This is a genomic window from Clostridium luticellarii (genome assembly GCF_002995845.1).
Taxonomy (GTDB): domain Bacteria; phylum Bacillota; class Clostridia; order Clostridiales; family Clostridiaceae; genus Clostridium_B; species Clostridium_B luticellarii.
Genome location: NZ_PVXP01000023.1, coordinates 28,127 through 45,074, shown reverse-complemented (window position 1 = coordinate 45,074; position 16,948 = coordinate 28,127). Strand labels below are relative to the sequence as shown.

Sequence of the window (16,948 nt, the reverse complement as noted above, 5' to 3'; positions counted from 1 at the left end):
ATTTTTAATAACTCTAGAAAAACATTCATCAAAGTAATGTTTACAAGGAAACAGTTCTGTGTTATCATATTATTGTTTCCTGGGAAAATAAAATTTTATGGAGGTTTAATATGAAAATTGATTTAAGTTTTAAAGTAAAAAAAGTGATGATAGATACTATATTATCTTCAGTAAAGCAAGCATACCCGGACTTGGAAAAAGCAGGGCATATAGGAACGCACTTCGACGTTATGAATAAAGAATTTCTTATAGAAAATATTTTGACTAAAGGAAAGATATTTGACATAAGTCATATAAAAGCTCCAGAAGTGAAATTAAAGGATTTGGATTTAAGCAATATACAGCAAAATGACTTTGTAATGTTTTACTCAGGCATACTGCAAAAATGTGGATATGGAACTAAAGAATACTTTTCAACTTATATAGAACTATCAAATGAACTGATTGATTATTTAATCAGCAAAAAAGTAAGTTTTATAGGAGTGGACATGGCTGGGTTAAAAAAACCTGAAAACCATCCTAGTACGGATCAATATTGTGCAGATAGAGGAATATTCATTATTGAAAATTTAAACAGTCTGGATTTACTGTTGAAAAAAGCTAGTAATAATTCTTTTACAGTATATACCTTTCCTTTAAATATGAGTGGATTTTCTGGACTTCCCTGCCGTGTAATTGCAGAAGTATAGAAGAAAATACAGTTCAAAGCAATCAGCTTTATTCTGGTCAAAAAAGTGTTACATTGAACCTGCCGAAAAACAGTAGATGTAACGCTTCTTTAATAAAGTAAGAGACAAGTAATAAACTCATCTCTTCATAAAATACTTATATCCTTTTTAAAATATTACTTACATCCTATATTAATTGAGGTTAAATACATGTCCTTACTTGACTGACTAATTAAGTCTATAATCCTCGTGCATAAAGGATACCTCTTTTTATTGCCTCTGCTAATCCCTTCGGATTTTCCCAGGCCATGGAATGTCCTGCTGATTTTACAATTTCAATATTTATCATGTGTCTCTCCAATTCTATTTGTTCATCATCGTGCAAAGATTTTTCACCAAAAATGAATGTCCTTTTACATGGCAGTGAATATAATATTTCACGCCATGACGGCTCTGCTCCATCAACCGCCGACTTTGAAATCCTGCTGATCGCCGTGGAAGAACAAACTGATAATGCTGATGCCCACATAGAATTCACACTAGAATTTTCATTGACAACTTCATCAAATATTCCATTTACAAAATCTTCTTCTTTATAGGTTCCAAATTCATAACTTGATGAGCCACGTCTGCTTTTATCCAAATTAGCTTCACTGAGAACAATTGTTTCCATATTCTCTTTACATCTATCAGCGAGTTCAAGTGCGACGGCACCACCTAAGCTATGTGCAAAAATAATAAACCCATGAAGCTTTAGGTCTTGTACAAAATTACATAAATATTTCGCATGTTCCTCTATAGTATATAAATAATTGTCTGGTTTATCACTAAACCCACTGCCAAGTAAATCTATCAATATTCGCCTGTGATTTATTAAACAAGTTTGTGATGCTACTTCAGGATAATCAAATGATCCAGCACAACCCAGACCATGAATAAATAATATTGGCGTATCTTCACCAGGTAAGTCATGATACCTAATCTTGTTGTTCATGTTATCTACTATGTATTCTTTCATAAAGATTCCTCCGTTAAATATCAATTATTTAAAATTTTTTAAACAAATTTGAAGTTTATAATTTTCATTTTTATAGTGGATTTTAAATCATTTACTACATGATAACATAATATTACAAAAACTACCATTATAACTGCTTATTAAAGCAATAAAAAATAGTAGCTTCTACAGTCAAGTGGTCGCTACTATTTTTATTTAATAAACCTAGTTATATCAGTTGTCTAAGCAAACAAATCGTACATTATTTTGAAGTATCTATTTTTAAACCTGCTTATATCAACAAAACTATGTCATTATGATGAGAATTCTCCATAACTGATATAAGGGAAATACACAAATTACCATCCTCGTGTGTATTCTTCAAAACAATCCAAACAAAGTTTTTTCCCATCGCTTATTCTAATTTTATGTTCCGGAGCACCTTCTCCACATTTTTCACAAATAATCGTGTTAAATAGTCTTGCAGCTTTTGGAGCTTGAAACCTGGGTTTTTTAATATCAAATATTTCTTCTGCTGGTGACTCCAGGATATACCTTTCCCTTTCCTCCCTGCTCATTTCAGCTTTAGTTTGTTTTAAAACCACTCTCATACTGTCTCCGTTTTCTCTGTTGAAAAATGAAAAAGCCATTTTCCCGGTATCTCTGTACACCAGGTTGCCCTTTCCAAGAGTACACCCTGTTATAACTTGTACTGCATCAACGCCGCAGGCATCATTTTCAGTAACACATACTATTTCTTCATCAGATGAAAATTTCAGATCCATTTTTTCCATTGCCGCCTCACAAGCTTTAAATCCTATGGCAAGCCCCGGACAATCATGTCCATGAAATTGTATACATTTATTCCATAATTCTTTATTCATTTATAATTCCTCCTCTCAATTTCTATTTTACAGTTAAATGTTTACTCAACGGCTTCACATGAATGTTGCTCCTGTATTCTGTTTCTGTCCAGTTTATATTCTCTGCAATAAAAGCTTCCAGATTCAATGTGACACCTTCAAGCATAAATTCTTTAAATTTCTCATATCCCGCCCTGTCTATCAGATGTCCTCCATGAATATAAACAGGTTTCCCGCCAAGTACCCATTCTGAAAATTTGGGCCAATTTGCCATTATTGCCAGTACACTTTCTTCAGTAAGCCAATTTGCAAACATCTTTCCCATCCTGGGATACTGTTTTCCCGTCCTTCCGCCGAGAATTATCTTATAAAAATCTTTGTCCGGCCTGCGCCATGCACCCGTTGGGCATGCAATAACACATTCACCGCATCCCACACAGCAGCATGTATCCTTGTCTATTTTACCTTTGTCGTTAAGTGACAGCACCCTGGTTGCCGCTTTCTCACACTTTCTCATACAGGCACCGCAGCCAATACAGCGTTCCATGTCATAGATCGGCTTGGTACATCCGATTATGCCAAAATCCTGAAAATGTGCTTTTCCACAGTCATTAGGACAACCTGATACCGAGATCTTGATATGATAAGGATTCGGATAAATTATCTTCTCCAGCTTCTGTGCCAGTCTCTGTGTGTTTACATTTGCCTTGATACAATGAGCCTCACCAATACAGGCCATTATATTTCTGGGAGCAATATAAGGGTAACCGCTGTCAGTTTTCATATCAACACCACACATTTCCCGTTCTATGCTATCCAAATAAGGCTGTATATATTCATTTACTGCAGGAATATCCTCTGCCTTTATTCCAGGAGCATTTAAGGTCTGCCTCACTCCCAGGTGAAAAGAACCATTTCCCCAGGTCCTGCATACATGTTGTATAACATCCAGCCACCTAGCATCTATCAAAGCACCTGGTACCCTCAGTTGAAGCATGAATTCCCCAGCTACTTTGGATTGCCTGAAACAGTTATTCCTTAATTTTTTTATATTACAATCTTCCACCATAACCTTTCCCTCCTAATCCACCAGTTTTTTACCTGTTGTATAATTGAAAATAGGACCATCCAAACACACATATACTTCATCAATTCTACAGTGTCCACATTTTCCAATGGCACAGGACATTTTTCTCTCAAAGGACATCCAGATCTTATCCTCTGGAATCCCATCTTCCAGCAGCCTTTTCCCGACAAACTTCATCATAACAGGAGGACCTACCACAAGGCATTCATAATTTCCAGAAAAGCGCTTAAAAGGTATTTTCTCAATAAAATCAGTTACCATTCCTCTGTTCCAATCCCTATATTCTTCATCGTCCAGAGTATAGACAGTATGAAAATTTTTTGCTTTTTTCCATCTTTCCAATTCATCTGCAAATAGAATGCTCTGTGAGTTTTTAAATCCAAGAATCAGATAAATTTCTCTTGCATAATCAGCATTATCATATAGTGCATTGATTATACTTTTAACTGGTGAAATTCCAGTTCCGCCGGCTATAATCACAATATTTCTGTCTTTAAGTCTGTCTGCAGGCCAGCCATTGCCGTAGCATCCCCTGAGGAAAACATAATCTCCCTCTTTCAAATTGAAAAGTTCATCAGTTACTTTTCCGACTTTCCTGATAGTAAAATCAGCATAACCATCTCCAAAACCGCTTATGGAGATGGGAGCTTCTCCAAATTTAGGAATTGAAACCTGCATAAACTGACCATGCCGGATGGGTATATGGTTTTCTACACGAAAAGTCCACTCCATTTTCGTCTGTGGCAGTATTTCCAATATCTTATGTGCCTCTGGCCTAACTGGATTATTTGGCATTATCAATTCCCTCCTCCTGTTTTATCTCTTCTATTGCCCTGGATAGCTTGTTTAATGTTGCCGGATAGCTTATGAGTTCCGGACATCTGGCTGAACATCTTCCACATCCCACACACATGGGTCCTGTATTAAATCTGGCATTGTAGCCGTATACCTTGTGCAGAATTTTATAGCGGTATTTTTCAGAAGTTCTGTTCCTAAAGGAATGTCCGCCGGCTACCCTGTCAAATTCATCCAGCATGCAGGAAGAGCAGGTTCTCCTTCTCTCCCCCACCTGTGCATTTTGCAAATAAACTATATCCGTGGTTTCAAAACATGTACAGGTACTACAGGCCATCGTACAGGAACCGCAGGCAATACACCTGTCATCGAATTCATCCCACATGGAATGTTTTTTTAATTTGTTTGCCATATCAATATTTTCAATTATGGGGTAATCGACCTTCAGCTCATTTTCCTCTGGAAACTTGATCTTGTAATCAGATAATTGGCAATTTTCGAAGTATACGTCAAAATCTTCATCAAGCACTTCCACATAGGCATTCCTGCCAAAGGACACTGCTATAGAGTGCAAGTCCGTTATATTTGCACCTACACTGCAGCAAAAACAACCCTCAAATTGCTCTGTACATTCCATAAGTGCAAATTTTATCCTACCTCTTTTTCTCTTATAAAAATAATCTTCTGTATCACCATTTTTTAAATAAATCTGGTCCTGAATTTTTATTGAATTTATGTCACACGCCCTGCCAAACACCAAAATATCTTTTTTTTCTTTCATTTTACTTTCCCTGTATTCGTCTTCAGTAAAATAAAACAAAGTCTGCGTGATGGGAGTAAGGACTTCCTTCATAGGATAAGTGGAACGTTCCTTGTATTCTATCTCTTCGTATTTATGCACTGGCTTGTATAAAATGGAATCCTGTTTTGCATACCTCCCTCCTCCCTGAATTCGCACCGGAGCATAGATAATATATTTCTGTTCCAATTCAGCAAATAATTTATCCATGTCTTCAGCTTTAAGCCGATAGGTTTTTGGAGTTCTCATCTCAATTACATCCTTTCCGAATTTTTCATTTTCAAAATTTTATTCTGTAACAAATCACTTGATTCATATTATAAAACAGGTATTGGCCAATTCCCTATATAAAATTATATTCCTTGATATTTCTTTTGTAAAATGCTAAACTTATTATAATTTCATAGCTTTTTATCTATGTATTTTTCTAGAAAAGGAGGTAGAATACATGACAATACGCGATCTGGAAATTTTTGTTGCTGTAGCAGAGAAAGGTAAAATAGGAACAGCTGCAAAAAAGCTCTACATATCTCAGCCCACCGTCAGCCATGCTATCTCTCAAATTGAAGAGGAATACCACGTAAAATTATTTGAAAGGCTTTCCAGAAAATTATACATTACAGAAGTGGGAAAAGAATTTTTAAACTATGCAAGGCATATTCTTGCGAATTTTCATGAAATGGAACATTACCTGCATCATGCCTCTAAACAGATATGTATTCACATAGGAGCTTCACTTACTGTAGGAAGTTTTTTTCTAGGTAATATCATCTCCAAATTTGAAGAAAAAAACCCCAGAATTCGAATTCGTGTATATGTAGACAACTCTAAAAACATCATACAAAAGATAATTGATGGAACTTTAGACATAGCTATAATAGAAGGATTTGTAAATTCAAAAGACATTATAGCCACTGAAGTCTATCAAGATGAAATGGTACTTATCTGCGGTAAAAATCATCCCTTTGCTTCAAAGAAATCCATTCATCTGTCCGATTTAAAGGATAAGGACTGTGTACTGCGTGAGGAGGGTTCCGGCACAAGGGATTTTCTTATCAATCTAACAGAGGGCAGAGGCATACCCATCGTAAAAAAGTGGATATGCCACAGTTCTGACTCCATAATCAACGTAGTGGCAGCCGGGCAGGGCATATCCATGCTGTCCAAAAGCCTGCTGATTCACCAGGATAATGTAGTACAGATTCCAATTGAAGATTTTTCACTTTACAGAAGCTTTAAAATAATTTATCACAAGGATAAGTACATTTCCTCTGCTCTTAAAAAATTAATTGCAGCAGTAATAAAGCTGTTTAATTCTGCTTATAAAACACAAATTTAATTATCAGTTACCTGTGACAATTTCAATACTGTTAAAATAAATATAATTATAATTTATCATCTTTTCTGCATAATTTACACCATTTTCTGCAGAGATTAGCTTTTTTATTACAAATAACTTTATCCGAACCGCAGGAAGGGCAGCTATATTTGTCTTCTTCTTTTTTTATTTCATATACATTACCACAATTAAAACATTTAAATTTGCAGAACACAGGTCTGTAGTTTCCCCCACTTATCCTTATTGAATTTCCCTGTGTCAGGGCAACAGCTGTTTTTTCCCTTGCACTATCTATTATATTTTGAAAAGTTTGCCTGGACACATGCATTCTTTCAGCACATTCTTCTTGATTTAATTTTTCAATATCTTTAAGCCTCATTGCTTCAAGTTCTTCAACTTTTATTATTGTATCTTTTATCTCACATTTTTTTCTGCCTACTGGTACAAAGTAAGTATACTCCGGCAGCTTCTCTACACTTCTATATTTAACTGGCCTTGGCATTTTTTCCTCCCTGCATTTGCTGCATATTCTGGTTAAAACAATATTTACATCTTTTATATCAATATATTCAAATACTCACTTCACAAATTAAATTTAACTACTCATTGCAATTTCCTTCATGCTGATGTTCCGTACATATACTTCCAGCAGACTTTAATTCCCCGTTTACATACTTCTGTACTGCATCATCAGATAAGCCCTGCACACCTGTAAAAATTTTTATTTCATTGTCCCTAAATAATTGAACTGCAGTTTCTCCCATTCCTCCTGATATTATTACGTTTACGCCCTTTTCTTTTAGAAACACCGGTAAAAATCCCGGTTTATGTCCTGGATTCTCAACAAAGTTCTTTTTTAAAGATTTGTCTTCTCCTATTTCATAAATCATAAATCCACTGCAATGTCCAAAATGTCCACTTACCTGTTTTCCTTCACTTGCTACTGCAATTTTCACTTTCATTCCTCCCTTCATTTCGTTTATAATAGTATCGATCTAGTCAATACATTTTTTTAAAATATCATAAGCATATTCTATTATTTCATCACAAGATACACCTTTTTTCTTCAATTCCAGGCACTGAAATGTCCCATATTTTTCTTTTATTCTGTTCATTACCTCTTTAGTAACCTTCTTTGTTTCATTTGATTCTTTGCTGGTTTCTCTGCCCTTTACCGATCCTAAAGCCATCAATGCTCCAGTAACAGCTCCACAGGTAGTTCCAACAGTCATTCCTGAGCCAAAAGGGCTAGCCATAGAAACCGGAATATTCAGTTCCTTTTCTTCATTTATGGCCTTTACAATAGATTCTGCACAATTATATCCCTCTTTATGAAATTCCGATACTCTTTTCATTTTCTACCTCCTCCATATGTTATAAATAATATTAAACCTTAAGATATTAAAAGTCACCTTTCAAAATATGAAATCATCCCCCATTCTTATATTGGCATTTGCCAATATCATATTACTCCTATTTATGGTTATTGTCAAATGCCAATTAAAAATGTTATAATAAATATCAGCAGAACCTATAAGATTCGAAGATGTAAAGGAGCACAGACCATAATGAATAATTTCGATAAAATGAATACTTTAGAATTTGAAAAAAACTTCAGGAACTTAAAGAATCTCTTGAAATTGTACTCATCAATTTAGAGAGCCATAAAAAATATCCTTACTCCTACAATGGCTAAAGCAGCTGCAAGGCTTCTTATTATTGTTACTCCATGAATTTTTTTTGAAAGTCCGGCACCTAACTGTGCTCCAAACAGTACACCTATTGATAAAGCAGCAGTTTGAATTACACTGGATTGGAGCACCCCATCCACTACATGAACTACAGTTCCCGATAGTGACATTGCTGCCAGAACAAAATGTGATGTGGCAGTTGCAATATGAACGGGATAATTTAGTATGTTGATAAATATTGGGACATGTATTATTCCGCCTCCTATTCCTAAAAAGCTGGATATAAAACCCACAAAAACACTTAAAATAATTCCTACAATAGGATTATATGAAAATGTATGTTTTACTCCTTCAATATCCACTATTGTTCTTGTAACATATCCCTTTTTAACTACTATATTTTTTTCTATTGTTTCCTTTTTCGTCCTTATTATTAAGAATACTGACACAATAACTAATATCATACCAAATATTCCATTAAAAAGCCGTCTTGGTACATATAATGTTATAATTGCTCCTAATATTGACCCTGGAAGCGTTGCAACTGCAAATACTATACCGGATTTATAATCTATACGCTTCATCCTGGAATAAGCAAAGGAACCAGATAATGCATTGAAAAATACAACTGCCAAAGAAATACTCGTTATAGTATCTGGACTTTTGTCAGGATATAATAACAACAATATAGGTACAAGTATAAAACCTCCGCCAGCACCAATTAAGGTTCCAAATGCTCCAACCAGAAATCCCAGAGGAATTAACCATAAAAATTGTATCAACTTAAAAACCTTCTTTTCATCCATAATTATTAAAACTTACAGGCTCATCTGTAAATTGGAAATGATATTCCATATGAATTCATAGTTTTACGTCCTTATCCTATAATTTTAGTATTTCTTGTATAACCATTACTGCTGCCCCTACAGCCATGGATTTATTTCCAAAATAACCTCCCCGGTTAAATTCAATTTTTATGTCCTTATCAATATGACATTTTTTCAATGCCACTTCTGTACAAATTCTATAAAACAGAGGTGAGTATTTGATAAGCGGACCACTTAAAATTATCAATTGGGAATTAAATAATTTTATATAATTAGCTAAACCAGTTCCAAAATAAATTGCAGCGTCTACTATTACGTTCACTGCAATTTTATTTTTATCTTCTGCCAAATTACATACATCAATATAACCTATAGCTTCTAAATCCTCGTTTAGGTGTATCCTTCTTCCCTTCTTTATTTCAGATATGAACTTTTGCCTTATTTTTTCTATTGATGCATAACTTTCTACACAGCCGTAGTTACCACACCAGCACGGTTCTCCATCTATATCCACAATCATATGGCCTAAAGCATCTTCTGAATTATTTATTGTACGTATAAGTACACCAGAGGATATCACACCTGTTCTTATACCTACACCACAGTTGATATACGAAATATTGCTTTTATGTTTTCCAAAGCCAAAATAATATTCACCAATTACAGCTGTATTGGCACCATTATCAACAAATATAGGCACATCAATTTTTTCTTTTAACATATTTTTATAAGAATCTCTATTTTCAACTGTATCAAATACACCAATTCCAATTCCGATAATCATATATTTATCAATCTTTAATTTGGAAATCAAATTTTCTATATAATCAGGAATAGTTTCAACTAGATCATTTACGTTATAAAAACCTTTAAAGGTTTTTTCATGTACTATTTGAATTTTTAAATTTGTTACAACAACCTGAACATATGTCCTTGATATGTCCAACCCTATAATATAGAAATCATTTGGATTTACATCATATAAAATAGGCCTTCTTCCACCATTGGATTCACCAGTTGCAGTTTCAACAATAATTTTTTCATCAAGCAAAGATTTAATGCTGCGATTTAGTGTACTTAATTTCATTTTGGTCATATCTAATAGTTTTCCTTTAGTAATAGGACCATTTTTCTGTATAATATCGAGTAAATGTTTCTCTCTTTTATCCAGTAAATATACCTTGTTTACAGTATTTATCATCATTTTTCTCCCTAATTGCGTGTTTGCTTATATAATATACTCTTTCGTCCATTTTGGCAATAAGTTAGCAGTAATATTTTTTATTAAATACTTAGAATTACTGCATCTTCAATTTTAAAAGACGTATGGAAAATACAACGGTTGAGTTTAGTTTTATACATATGAAAATTTGAAAATGAGCACATGTTCATTATATAAAAACTAAATCCATGCTCATTTTTTGAATTGGTTGTTGAAAGGAATTGCCGAATTCTCGGCGCATATCATATCTGATCTTTTTTGAATCTAACTTTTTGACCTGAACTATATATTTTTACATTTTCGGCACCTGAAGCAATCCTAAAAGCAAGCTGCCGATCTTTAATTATAAATCCAGACAGATCTTCAATTCCGTAGTTGAAGAGCACAGGTGCCAGTGGAGTCCCGGGACCCACCACGGTAACACATTCAGCATCCTTCGATAATTCCAGCATTCTAGGCAGTGTTTTTTCCAAAATGCACAAATTAGATAAATACACATAATCACACTATTGAGCATTCAACTTTTCCCACATTTCAATACTGTTATTCTTCTCAATGCTCATGTTAAATCTAAACCCAACAACAGATTTAGGCTCAAATGTTACGATTTCTGGTAATAAATTTGCATAATTGCATCCGGTTATTTTGTCAAGCTGCATAGGGTGATGTTTTCCTATTAATACATCAACACCATTTTTTCTATATTCTGTAGGTGTAATACCATATCTCTTCTTAAAAGCTCTTGTAAAACTTTCAGCAGATTCGAAATACAGTGAAACCGCAATATCTAAAATTCTCCTATTACTATATATAAGGTCATATGCTGCTTGAGTCAATCTCCGGCTTCTGATATAGCTGCCAATAGTTTCTCCCATCACAGCTTGAAAATAACGGTGAAAATGATAATACGAATAGGAAACTGCATCGGCAACTGATTCTACAGTCAAAGGCTCATACAAATTCGTTTCAATGAATATAACTGCTCTACCAATGATTTGCTTATCTTTCAATACAGCCTCCCCCTTTTTAATAGGTAATATTGTAAAAATCTTTTCCCGCCTTTTCATAAGGAAGATTTACCATAATTTCTTGCTCTTGTAATTTTTGTACCATAAAAGTTTTCCAATCGTTGGCTTGCGGCGAACCAAAAGTCATTTCTATTTTTTTCTCGGCTGTATCAAACAACATAGAACGCAAAGTTCCAAAAAACTCGGTATAATAGTGACAGCACAATCCCTGCGGATAAGTTTCCGACAATATATCCTTTAAGTCTTGTGCTGATATTTTTCCCTTTTCAGAAAACATTTTTTCTATTTCAGCGATTTTTCTATTTGGAAACATATTATCCTCCTAATATTTATGATATAAATTATGACCTGCTGTCCCATCCCTCAATTGCTTAAATCTCTCTGTTTAGTTGTTCCACAAATTACTATTTCATAAATGCCAGGCCATAAATTAGAAATTTACCAACTTAAAAAGTCAAACGCATATCATACCAAACTGCTCCGCCATGTGTTGATTCTGAAATCCCTTCATTTTTAAAATCAAATTTTGCATAGTAGTGCAGCAGTTTTTCTTTGCAGGTAAGCACTAATCCCTTACGTCCCTGCGCCCTGGCATCAACAATAACCCTGTTGATTATTTTTTCTGCACAACCTTGTCTGCGATACTCAGGGATGGTGTTTACACCAAAAATCATCTGCCACTGACCATTTTCATCATGGAAACTGGCATCTTCAAACATCTCATCACATAATTTTGATTCATTTGTCACCATTCCATTTACAAAGCCAACTAGTCTTCCATCATCCTCCAAAAGCCAAAAATGATTAGGATACACAATCAGTCTCTTTTTAAAATCGCTTTCTGAAGCAGCTTCCGCTGCCGGAAAGCATATTGACTCAACAGCAGTAATGGCTTGTAGATCTTCAATGGTTGCAAGTCTTATATTCATATTTATTAACCCCTTTTATTTATTACAATTACTATTTGTCTACATATTGTTCAAACATTTTTTACTATACATTTAAGTACTATAGGTAGATTATATCATTTTATACAATATCCTGTACCTTTGAATAGCTTTTTTACACAATTAGAAATTGCTTAGGATTTTTCAAAATATACCATATAAAATCGGATGAGTATTTTTATCTAATCTAGACAGGGTAGTTTTAATTTAAAAATTGTCTAACTAAAGTTATTAAATTTTCTAAATAATATATTACTTATCAATAACGATAGACTATATGCTAAAAAAGTGTCAATGTATTAATAATTTTTCTTCATGTAAGGATATTTTCTTGTTGTTTTTTATTTTACATTAACCATATTTATGCTATAATAACTTTAAATAATCGTTTTGGAGTGAATTAAATATGAATAATAAAGAGATACTTGAATTGTATATTCCGCTCGTTGATTTTTTGGGAAAGATATGTGGAATAAATTATGAAATAATTCTCCACGATACAGCTAATACAGACTCTTCTATAGTGGCTATAGCTAATGGAAACATCAGCGGAAGAAAAATTGGTGGCCCAATGTCTGATATAGCTTTAAAATATATTAAAGAAGGAACTTATAAAAACAAAGATTTTGTAGTTAATGAAGGCCGAACGAAAGACGGAAAAACCCTTATATCCTCAACAATGTTCATAAAAAATGAAAACAATAAACTTGTGGCACTTCTTTGCGTAAACAACAACATCACCGAATTGGTTTCAATCAATAAATATCTGACAAATTTAATTGCCGGTTATGGGATAAACACACAGAATGACAATGAGAAAGAAGTTTACGAAAATTTATATTCATCTTTGGATGACGTTATGGATTCCATGATAAAAGATACTTTATCCAACATCGATATACCACCGGAAAGAATGACTCCTGAAGAAAAAATCGAACTGGTTCATAAATTAAACGGGCAAGGATTTTTTTTATTAAAGGGTGCAGTCTCAAGAATTGCAAAGTACCTCAAGACTTCTGATACAACTATTTACAGATATTTGAATAAGAAGGACTAAAAAAATAAGTTTTCAAGAGAATGAGTATAGATCTGTGTAAAACCAAATCTATGCCCATTATTTTTGTATAATGAAATGGTAGATTTGAAACAATATTTTTAAATAAATTTAGGAAGAGTTTCAATTGAAATAATTGTAACAAAAAAGACCCTATAGAATAGAGTCAATAAGAAATTTGGGGTTATATCCCTTTTTCTAACTGCCCATTCCATAGGGTCCATTTTAGTCATAAATGCTTTTCTTTTTTATAATTATCCTATGTAGCAAATCGTATTATAATACCATAAATTACAGTTAGTATTCCTTGGAGTCAGCTTTATTTTCTCACACATACTCTTAACTTTATTGACAGTCTCTAGTGATTCTACTAATCCATTCTTTCGCAGCATCTGATAATACTTCTAAATAAACTTAGAAGAATGCTTTAATACTTGACAAAACCACTAGCAATCCAACAATAATAACAAAAAAATTACTAATATAATTTTTTCTGTATTTAGCTAGTGTAGGTACTTTATATATTGAATACATAGGCAATAAAAATAAAATTACTGCAATCAATGGTGCATTAACCATATCTATGAGATCAAGAATGCTTGGATTTAGATAAGAAACTATCCAGCATGTCAAAATCATAAATACAACAATAATGTTTTTCACTGTTTTATTATTTAAACTTTTTCCACAAGATTTAGCAGTCTGAACAATAATATCTTCTAAACCTTCATATGCTCCTATATAATGTCCAAGAAAAGATTTTGTAATGGCAACTAAAGCAATGATAGGCGCCCCATAAGCGAATATTGATATTTTATATTTATTGGCCAGATAAGAAAGAATTGGTAAGTTTTGTTTTTTAGCAAGTGCAAGATCACCAGAAGTCACACTTAAAACAGTGCTTAACACAAAAAACAGCACAACAGAAATTGTTACTATATAACATATCTTTTGAATTTGGGCACACTTGCGGTCTACATTTTCTATTCCATAAGTTTCACGTTGCTTAACAACAAAAGTAGATATCATAGGAGAATGGTTAAATGAAAATACAATGATTGGTAGAATGAACCAAGCTATTCCCAATATATTAGTAAAACTAGCTTTTCCATTTACTGATGCAAAATTACCGACTAAACTTAAATTTGATATATTCCATTGTGGAATCAAATACAGAGATAGAAAAATTAAAGCTGCTATAAATGGATATACAAGATAGCTCATTACTTTTACGGTAACATCTTGTCCAAAATTTACAATAAATATTAGACAGAGAACCAAAATAAGTGATAATATGCTTCTTGGCGGTGCTTGTATATGCATTTGATTCTCTATGAAACTCTCTGCTGTATTAGTTAACGAAACTGCATACATTATTAGTATTGAATAAATAGAAAAGAAATAGACAATATCAAAAATTTTACTTGCCGTATTTCCAAAATACTCCCTTACAGTAGCTGTAATTCCCTTGTCACCAGATTTAGAAAAATAAATCATCTTTGCCATTGCTCTGTGTGAAAAATACATTATAGGAAATGCTAACACCATAATTAAAAGTAAAGATGCTATTCCCCCTGCCCCTGCATTAATTGGTAAGAATAGTACACCTGCACCAATTGCCGTTCCAAAAAGGCTCATTGCCCAAGTTGTATCTTGATTATGCCATTTATTAGCTTCTTTATATTCTTTAATATCTTCTGTATCTTTTCTCAGTTCGTATGCTTCAACTTCATTTTTACTCATTTTTTAACATCTCCTTTATAATTGTTTTCCGAAGATTCTATTTCTAATAGCAATTCCTGTTGGTGTCGCCGCAACTCCTCCTAAGCCTGTTTCTCTTAATTCTCGAGGCATCTGCTTACCTACTCTATACATTGCTTCAATTACTTCATCTGAACTTATTAGGTTATTTACACCAGCTAATGCCAAATCTGCTGCCACTAATGCATTAGCTGTCCCAATGGCATTTCTTTTTACACATGGAATCTCTACCAAGCCTGCAACTGGATCACAAACTAACCCAAGCAAATTCTGTAGTGCAGTTGAAAAAGCATAATCACATTGCTCTGGTGTTCCACCTGCTGCTTCTACTGCCGCTGCCGCTGCCATTGCTGAAGCACTACCTACTTCAGCTTGACATCCACCTGAAGCTCCTGCAATACATGCATTATTCGCTACAATCATTCCAAATAATGCTGAAGTGAACAGAAAATGAATCTGTTCATCACGATTTAGCTGTAAAACTTTTTTAATAGTAAAAAGTACACCTGGTATTGTTCCACTTGCTCCAGCCGTTGGTGTTGCACAGATAACGCCCATAGCCGCATTCACTTCATTTGTACCTATTGCACTTTGAACGCCTCTCATCATCATATCGCCAGAAAGCGTTTTCCCGCTTTCACGATATTGTTTTATTTTAACGGCATCTCCTCCAGTTAACCCAGTCGGTGAAAATACACCATCTTTTTCAATACTTTTCTCTGCATCATTTGCCATTGTTTCCAAACTTTTTGACATTTTATCCCAGATTTCATTAAAAGTAGATTTTGTTATTTCCATTTCCTGTTTTATTGCTAATTCATAAATAGGTACTTGTTTTTCATTTGCTGTATCTACTATTTCTTTTATAGACTCATACATGTCTATCCCCCTCTTGATGTAATTAAATGATAATAATATTAGCTATATCATTTAATTTTTCTAATTCTTTTTTGGTATCATTACTTAGCCGTGAACCAAAATCTACTTGGTACAAATACTTTCCGTTTTTCTCCAAATTGATGACATTATTAATATGAATATTACATTTTTTAAATGTTCTGTTTAATTCAAACTCAAGATAATCTTTATTATCTTTATTGGACAACGTTATCATCATTGGCAATGAACCTTCAAGATTTAAACTAAACCCATCAATTTCAATATGTTTTACTTTAATTAATCCTCCACCAATTGAAATACATACTATTCGAACATATTGAGTATCATCCTCGAGATAAATATCAGCAGTATTGGGATGACCTACAGGACTATTACCTGATTCTTTTAAAAAAACAATATTAATGCCTTTAGATTCTGCCATTTTAATGGCATTTGGTACCCTGATATCATCAGCTTCAAACCCCAATACACCAGCAATAATAGCAAAATCGGTTCCATGCCCTTTATGAGTTTCTGCAAACGATTCGTAATATTTTACAACAACTCTTTTTGGAAGACCTTTAAATAATTTATTTGCAACCAATCCCATAGCTAAAGCACCAGCCGTATGTGAACTTGAGGGACCTATCATAATCGGTCCAATAATATCAAAACAGCTTTTGTAAATAACATCTTTTTTTTCTTTAATATCTAATGCATTCATGAACAATCCTCCTTTAAATTTAAATGATGCTGTTTGACTCAATAACCCTTCAATAAACTGCGTTTTCGTTTTCAATATGTTCAAAATAGAAAAAATAATTAATACGTCTTATTGTTTTAAAGAATTAAAGAACAAAATTTCAATTAATGATAGACTTTTATCGCAGAGATAAATTTTTATCATTGTGATAAAAATTTATCATCACAACAAAAGTTTATCACACAAAAAATGTGATGTCAACACAGTATAATAAGAAATTTATATAAT

20 protein-coding genes are annotated in these 16,948 nt (G+C 33.4%); 3 read left to right on the top strand and 17 right to left on the bottom strand.

What is annotated here, in order from left to right; genetic code table 11:
* Positions 1 to 110 precede the first annotated feature (110 nt).
* On the top strand, positions 111 to 689 hold the full coding sequence (locus tag CLLU_RS09430) for a cyclase family protein (protein WP_106009493.1): 579 nt from the start codon (positions 111 to 113) through the stop codon (positions 687 to 689).
* Between the two features lie 217 nt (positions 690 to 906).
* Here CLLU_RS09430 and CLLU_RS09425 read toward each other — a convergent pair whose 3' ends face one another.
* The 5 genes from CLLU_RS09425 to asrA form a co-directional block, all read right to left on the bottom strand.
* Positions 907 to 1,686: an alpha/beta fold hydrolase gene (locus CLLU_RS09425; RefSeq protein ID WP_106009492.1), complete on the bottom strand. Its 780-nt coding sequence runs from the start codon at positions 1,684 to 1,686 to the stop codon at positions 907 to 909.
* Between the two features lie 338 nt (positions 1,687 to 2,024).
* Positions 2,025 to 2,549 carry an FmdE family protein gene (locus CLLU_RS09420; RefSeq protein ID WP_106009491.1) on the bottom strand — a complete coding sequence of 175 codons (525 nt, stop codon included), beginning with the start codon at positions 2,547 to 2,549 and terminating at the stop codon, positions 2,025 to 2,027.
* Between the two features lie 22 nt (positions 2,550 to 2,571).
* Complete coding sequence (gene asrC, locus CLLU_RS09415) at positions 2,572 to 3,597, bottom strand: sulfite reductase subunit C (protein WP_106009490.1); 1,026 nt, start codon at positions 3,595 to 3,597, stop codon at positions 2,572 to 2,574.
* Between the two features lie 12 nt (positions 3,598 to 3,609).
* Positions 3,610 to 4,410 carry an anaerobic sulfite reductase subunit AsrB gene (gene asrB, locus CLLU_RS09410; protein ID WP_106009489.1) on the bottom strand — a complete coding sequence of 267 codons (801 nt, stop codon included), beginning with the start codon at positions 4,408 to 4,410 and terminating at the stop codon, positions 3,610 to 3,612.
* Positions 4,400 to 5,458: an anaerobic sulfite reductase subunit AsrA gene (gene asrA, locus CLLU_RS09405; RefSeq protein ID WP_106009488.1), complete on the bottom strand. Its 1,059-nt coding sequence runs from the start codon at positions 5,456 to 5,458 to the stop codon at positions 4,400 to 4,402. Before asrA ends, asrB begins: the two co-directional genes overlap by 11 nt.
* A gap of 199 nt (positions 5,459 to 5,657) precedes the next feature.
* On the opposite strand from asrA, the gene CLLU_RS09400 reads away from it, so the two are divergent.
* Positions 5,658 to 6,548, top strand: a complete 891-nt coding sequence (locus CLLU_RS09400) for a LysR family transcriptional regulator (protein WP_106009487.1) — start codon at positions 5,658 to 5,660, stop codon at positions 6,546 to 6,548.
* 46 nt (positions 6,549 to 6,594) lie between these two features.
* Here CLLU_RS09400 and CLLU_RS09395 read toward each other — a convergent pair whose 3' ends face one another.
* The 9 genes from CLLU_RS09395 to CLLU_RS09355 all read right to left on the bottom strand — a co-directional run bounded on the left by CLLU_RS09395 (position 6,595) and on the right by CLLU_RS09355 (position 12,245).
* Positions 6,595 to 7,050, bottom strand: coding sequence for a DUF134 domain-containing protein (locus tag CLLU_RS09395; protein ID WP_106009486.1), 456 nt, complete (start codon positions 7,048 to 7,050; stop codon positions 6,595 to 6,597).
* A 97-nt stretch (positions 7,051 to 7,147) separates the two neighbouring features.
* Positions 7,148 to 7,504 carry a NifB/NifX family molybdenum-iron cluster-binding protein gene (locus CLLU_RS09390; RefSeq protein ID WP_106009485.1) on the bottom strand — a complete coding sequence of 119 codons (357 nt, stop codon included), beginning with the start codon at positions 7,502 to 7,504 and terminating at the stop codon, positions 7,148 to 7,150.
* Positions 7,505 to 7,543: 39 nt separating this feature from the next.
* Complete coding sequence (locus CLLU_RS09385; RefSeq protein WP_106009484.1) at positions 7,544 to 7,903, bottom strand: C-GCAxxG-C-C family (seleno)protein; 360 nt, start codon at positions 7,901 to 7,903, stop codon at positions 7,544 to 7,546.
* Between the two features lie 299 nt (positions 7,904 to 8,202).
* Positions 8,203 to 9,021 carry a sulfite exporter TauE/SafE family protein gene (locus CLLU_RS09380; protein ID WP_106009483.1) on the bottom strand — a complete coding sequence of 273 codons (819 nt, stop codon included), beginning with the start codon at positions 9,019 to 9,021 and terminating at the stop codon, positions 8,203 to 8,205.
* Between the two features lie 100 nt (positions 9,022 to 9,121).
* Entirely contained in the window at positions 9,122 to 10,267 is a 1,146-nt protein-coding gene (locus tag CLLU_RS09375) for an ROK family transcriptional regulator (RefSeq protein ID WP_242977538.1), read from the bottom strand.
* Positions 10,268 to 10,530: 263 nt separating this feature from the next.
* On the bottom strand, positions 10,531 to 10,785 hold the full coding sequence (locus CLLU_RS09370) for a Rossmann-like domain-containing protein (RefSeq protein WP_106009481.1): 255 nt from the start codon (positions 10,783 to 10,785) through the stop codon (positions 10,531 to 10,533).
* A 9-nt stretch (positions 10,786 to 10,794) separates the two neighbouring features.
* On the bottom strand, positions 10,795 to 11,298 hold the full coding sequence (locus CLLU_RS09365) for a helix-turn-helix domain-containing protein (protein ID WP_242977535.1): 504 nt from the start codon (positions 11,296 to 11,298) through the stop codon (positions 10,795 to 10,797).
* 16 nt (positions 11,299 to 11,314) lie between these two features.
* Positions 11,315 to 11,629 (bottom strand): carcinine hydrolase/isopenicillin-N N-acyltransferase family protein, encoded by a 315-nt coding sequence (locus CLLU_RS09360; protein ID WP_242977534.1) that lies wholly within the window; start codon positions 11,627 to 11,629, stop codon positions 11,315 to 11,317.
* 133 nt (positions 11,630 to 11,762) lie between these two features.
* Positions 11,763 to 12,245 (bottom strand): GNAT family N-acetyltransferase, encoded by a 483-nt coding sequence (locus tag CLLU_RS09355; protein WP_106009480.1) that lies wholly within the window; start codon positions 12,243 to 12,245, stop codon positions 11,763 to 11,765.
* Positions 12,246 to 12,669: 424 nt separating this feature from the next.
* Between CLLU_RS09355 and CLLU_RS09350 the strand changes: the two genes are divergently transcribed.
* A complete protein-coding gene (locus CLLU_RS09350; RefSeq protein ID WP_106009479.1) occupies positions 12,670 to 13,320 on the top strand; it encodes a helix-turn-helix transcriptional regulator in 651 nt (216 codons plus the stop codon).
* Between the two features lie 411 nt (positions 13,321 to 13,731).
* On the opposite strand, the gene CLLU_RS09345 is transcribed toward CLLU_RS09350, so the two are convergent.
* The 3 genes from CLLU_RS09345 to CLLU_RS09335 are packed head-to-tail and all read right to left on the bottom strand — an operon-like array spanning position 13,732 to position 16,681.
* Positions 13,732 to 15,060: an aromatic amino acid transport family protein gene (locus tag CLLU_RS09345; RefSeq protein WP_106009478.1), complete on the bottom strand. Its 1,329-nt coding sequence runs from the start codon at positions 15,058 to 15,060 to the stop codon at positions 13,732 to 13,734.
* A gap of 15 nt (positions 15,061 to 15,075) precedes the next feature.
* The gene (gene sdaAA / locus CLLU_RS09340; RefSeq protein WP_106009477.1) at positions 15,076 to 15,957 is read right to left on the bottom strand and encodes an L-serine ammonia-lyase, iron-sulfur-dependent, subunit alpha; all 882 of its coding nucleotides are present in this window, start codon (positions 15,955 to 15,957) and stop codon (positions 15,076 to 15,078) included.
* 22 nt (positions 15,958 to 15,979) lie between these two features.
* Positions 15,980 to 16,681 (bottom strand): serine dehydratase beta chain, encoded by a 702-nt coding sequence (locus tag CLLU_RS09335; protein ID WP_106009476.1) that lies wholly within the window; start codon positions 16,679 to 16,681, stop codon positions 15,980 to 15,982.
* Between the last annotated feature and the right edge of the window lie 267 nt (positions 16,682 to 16,948).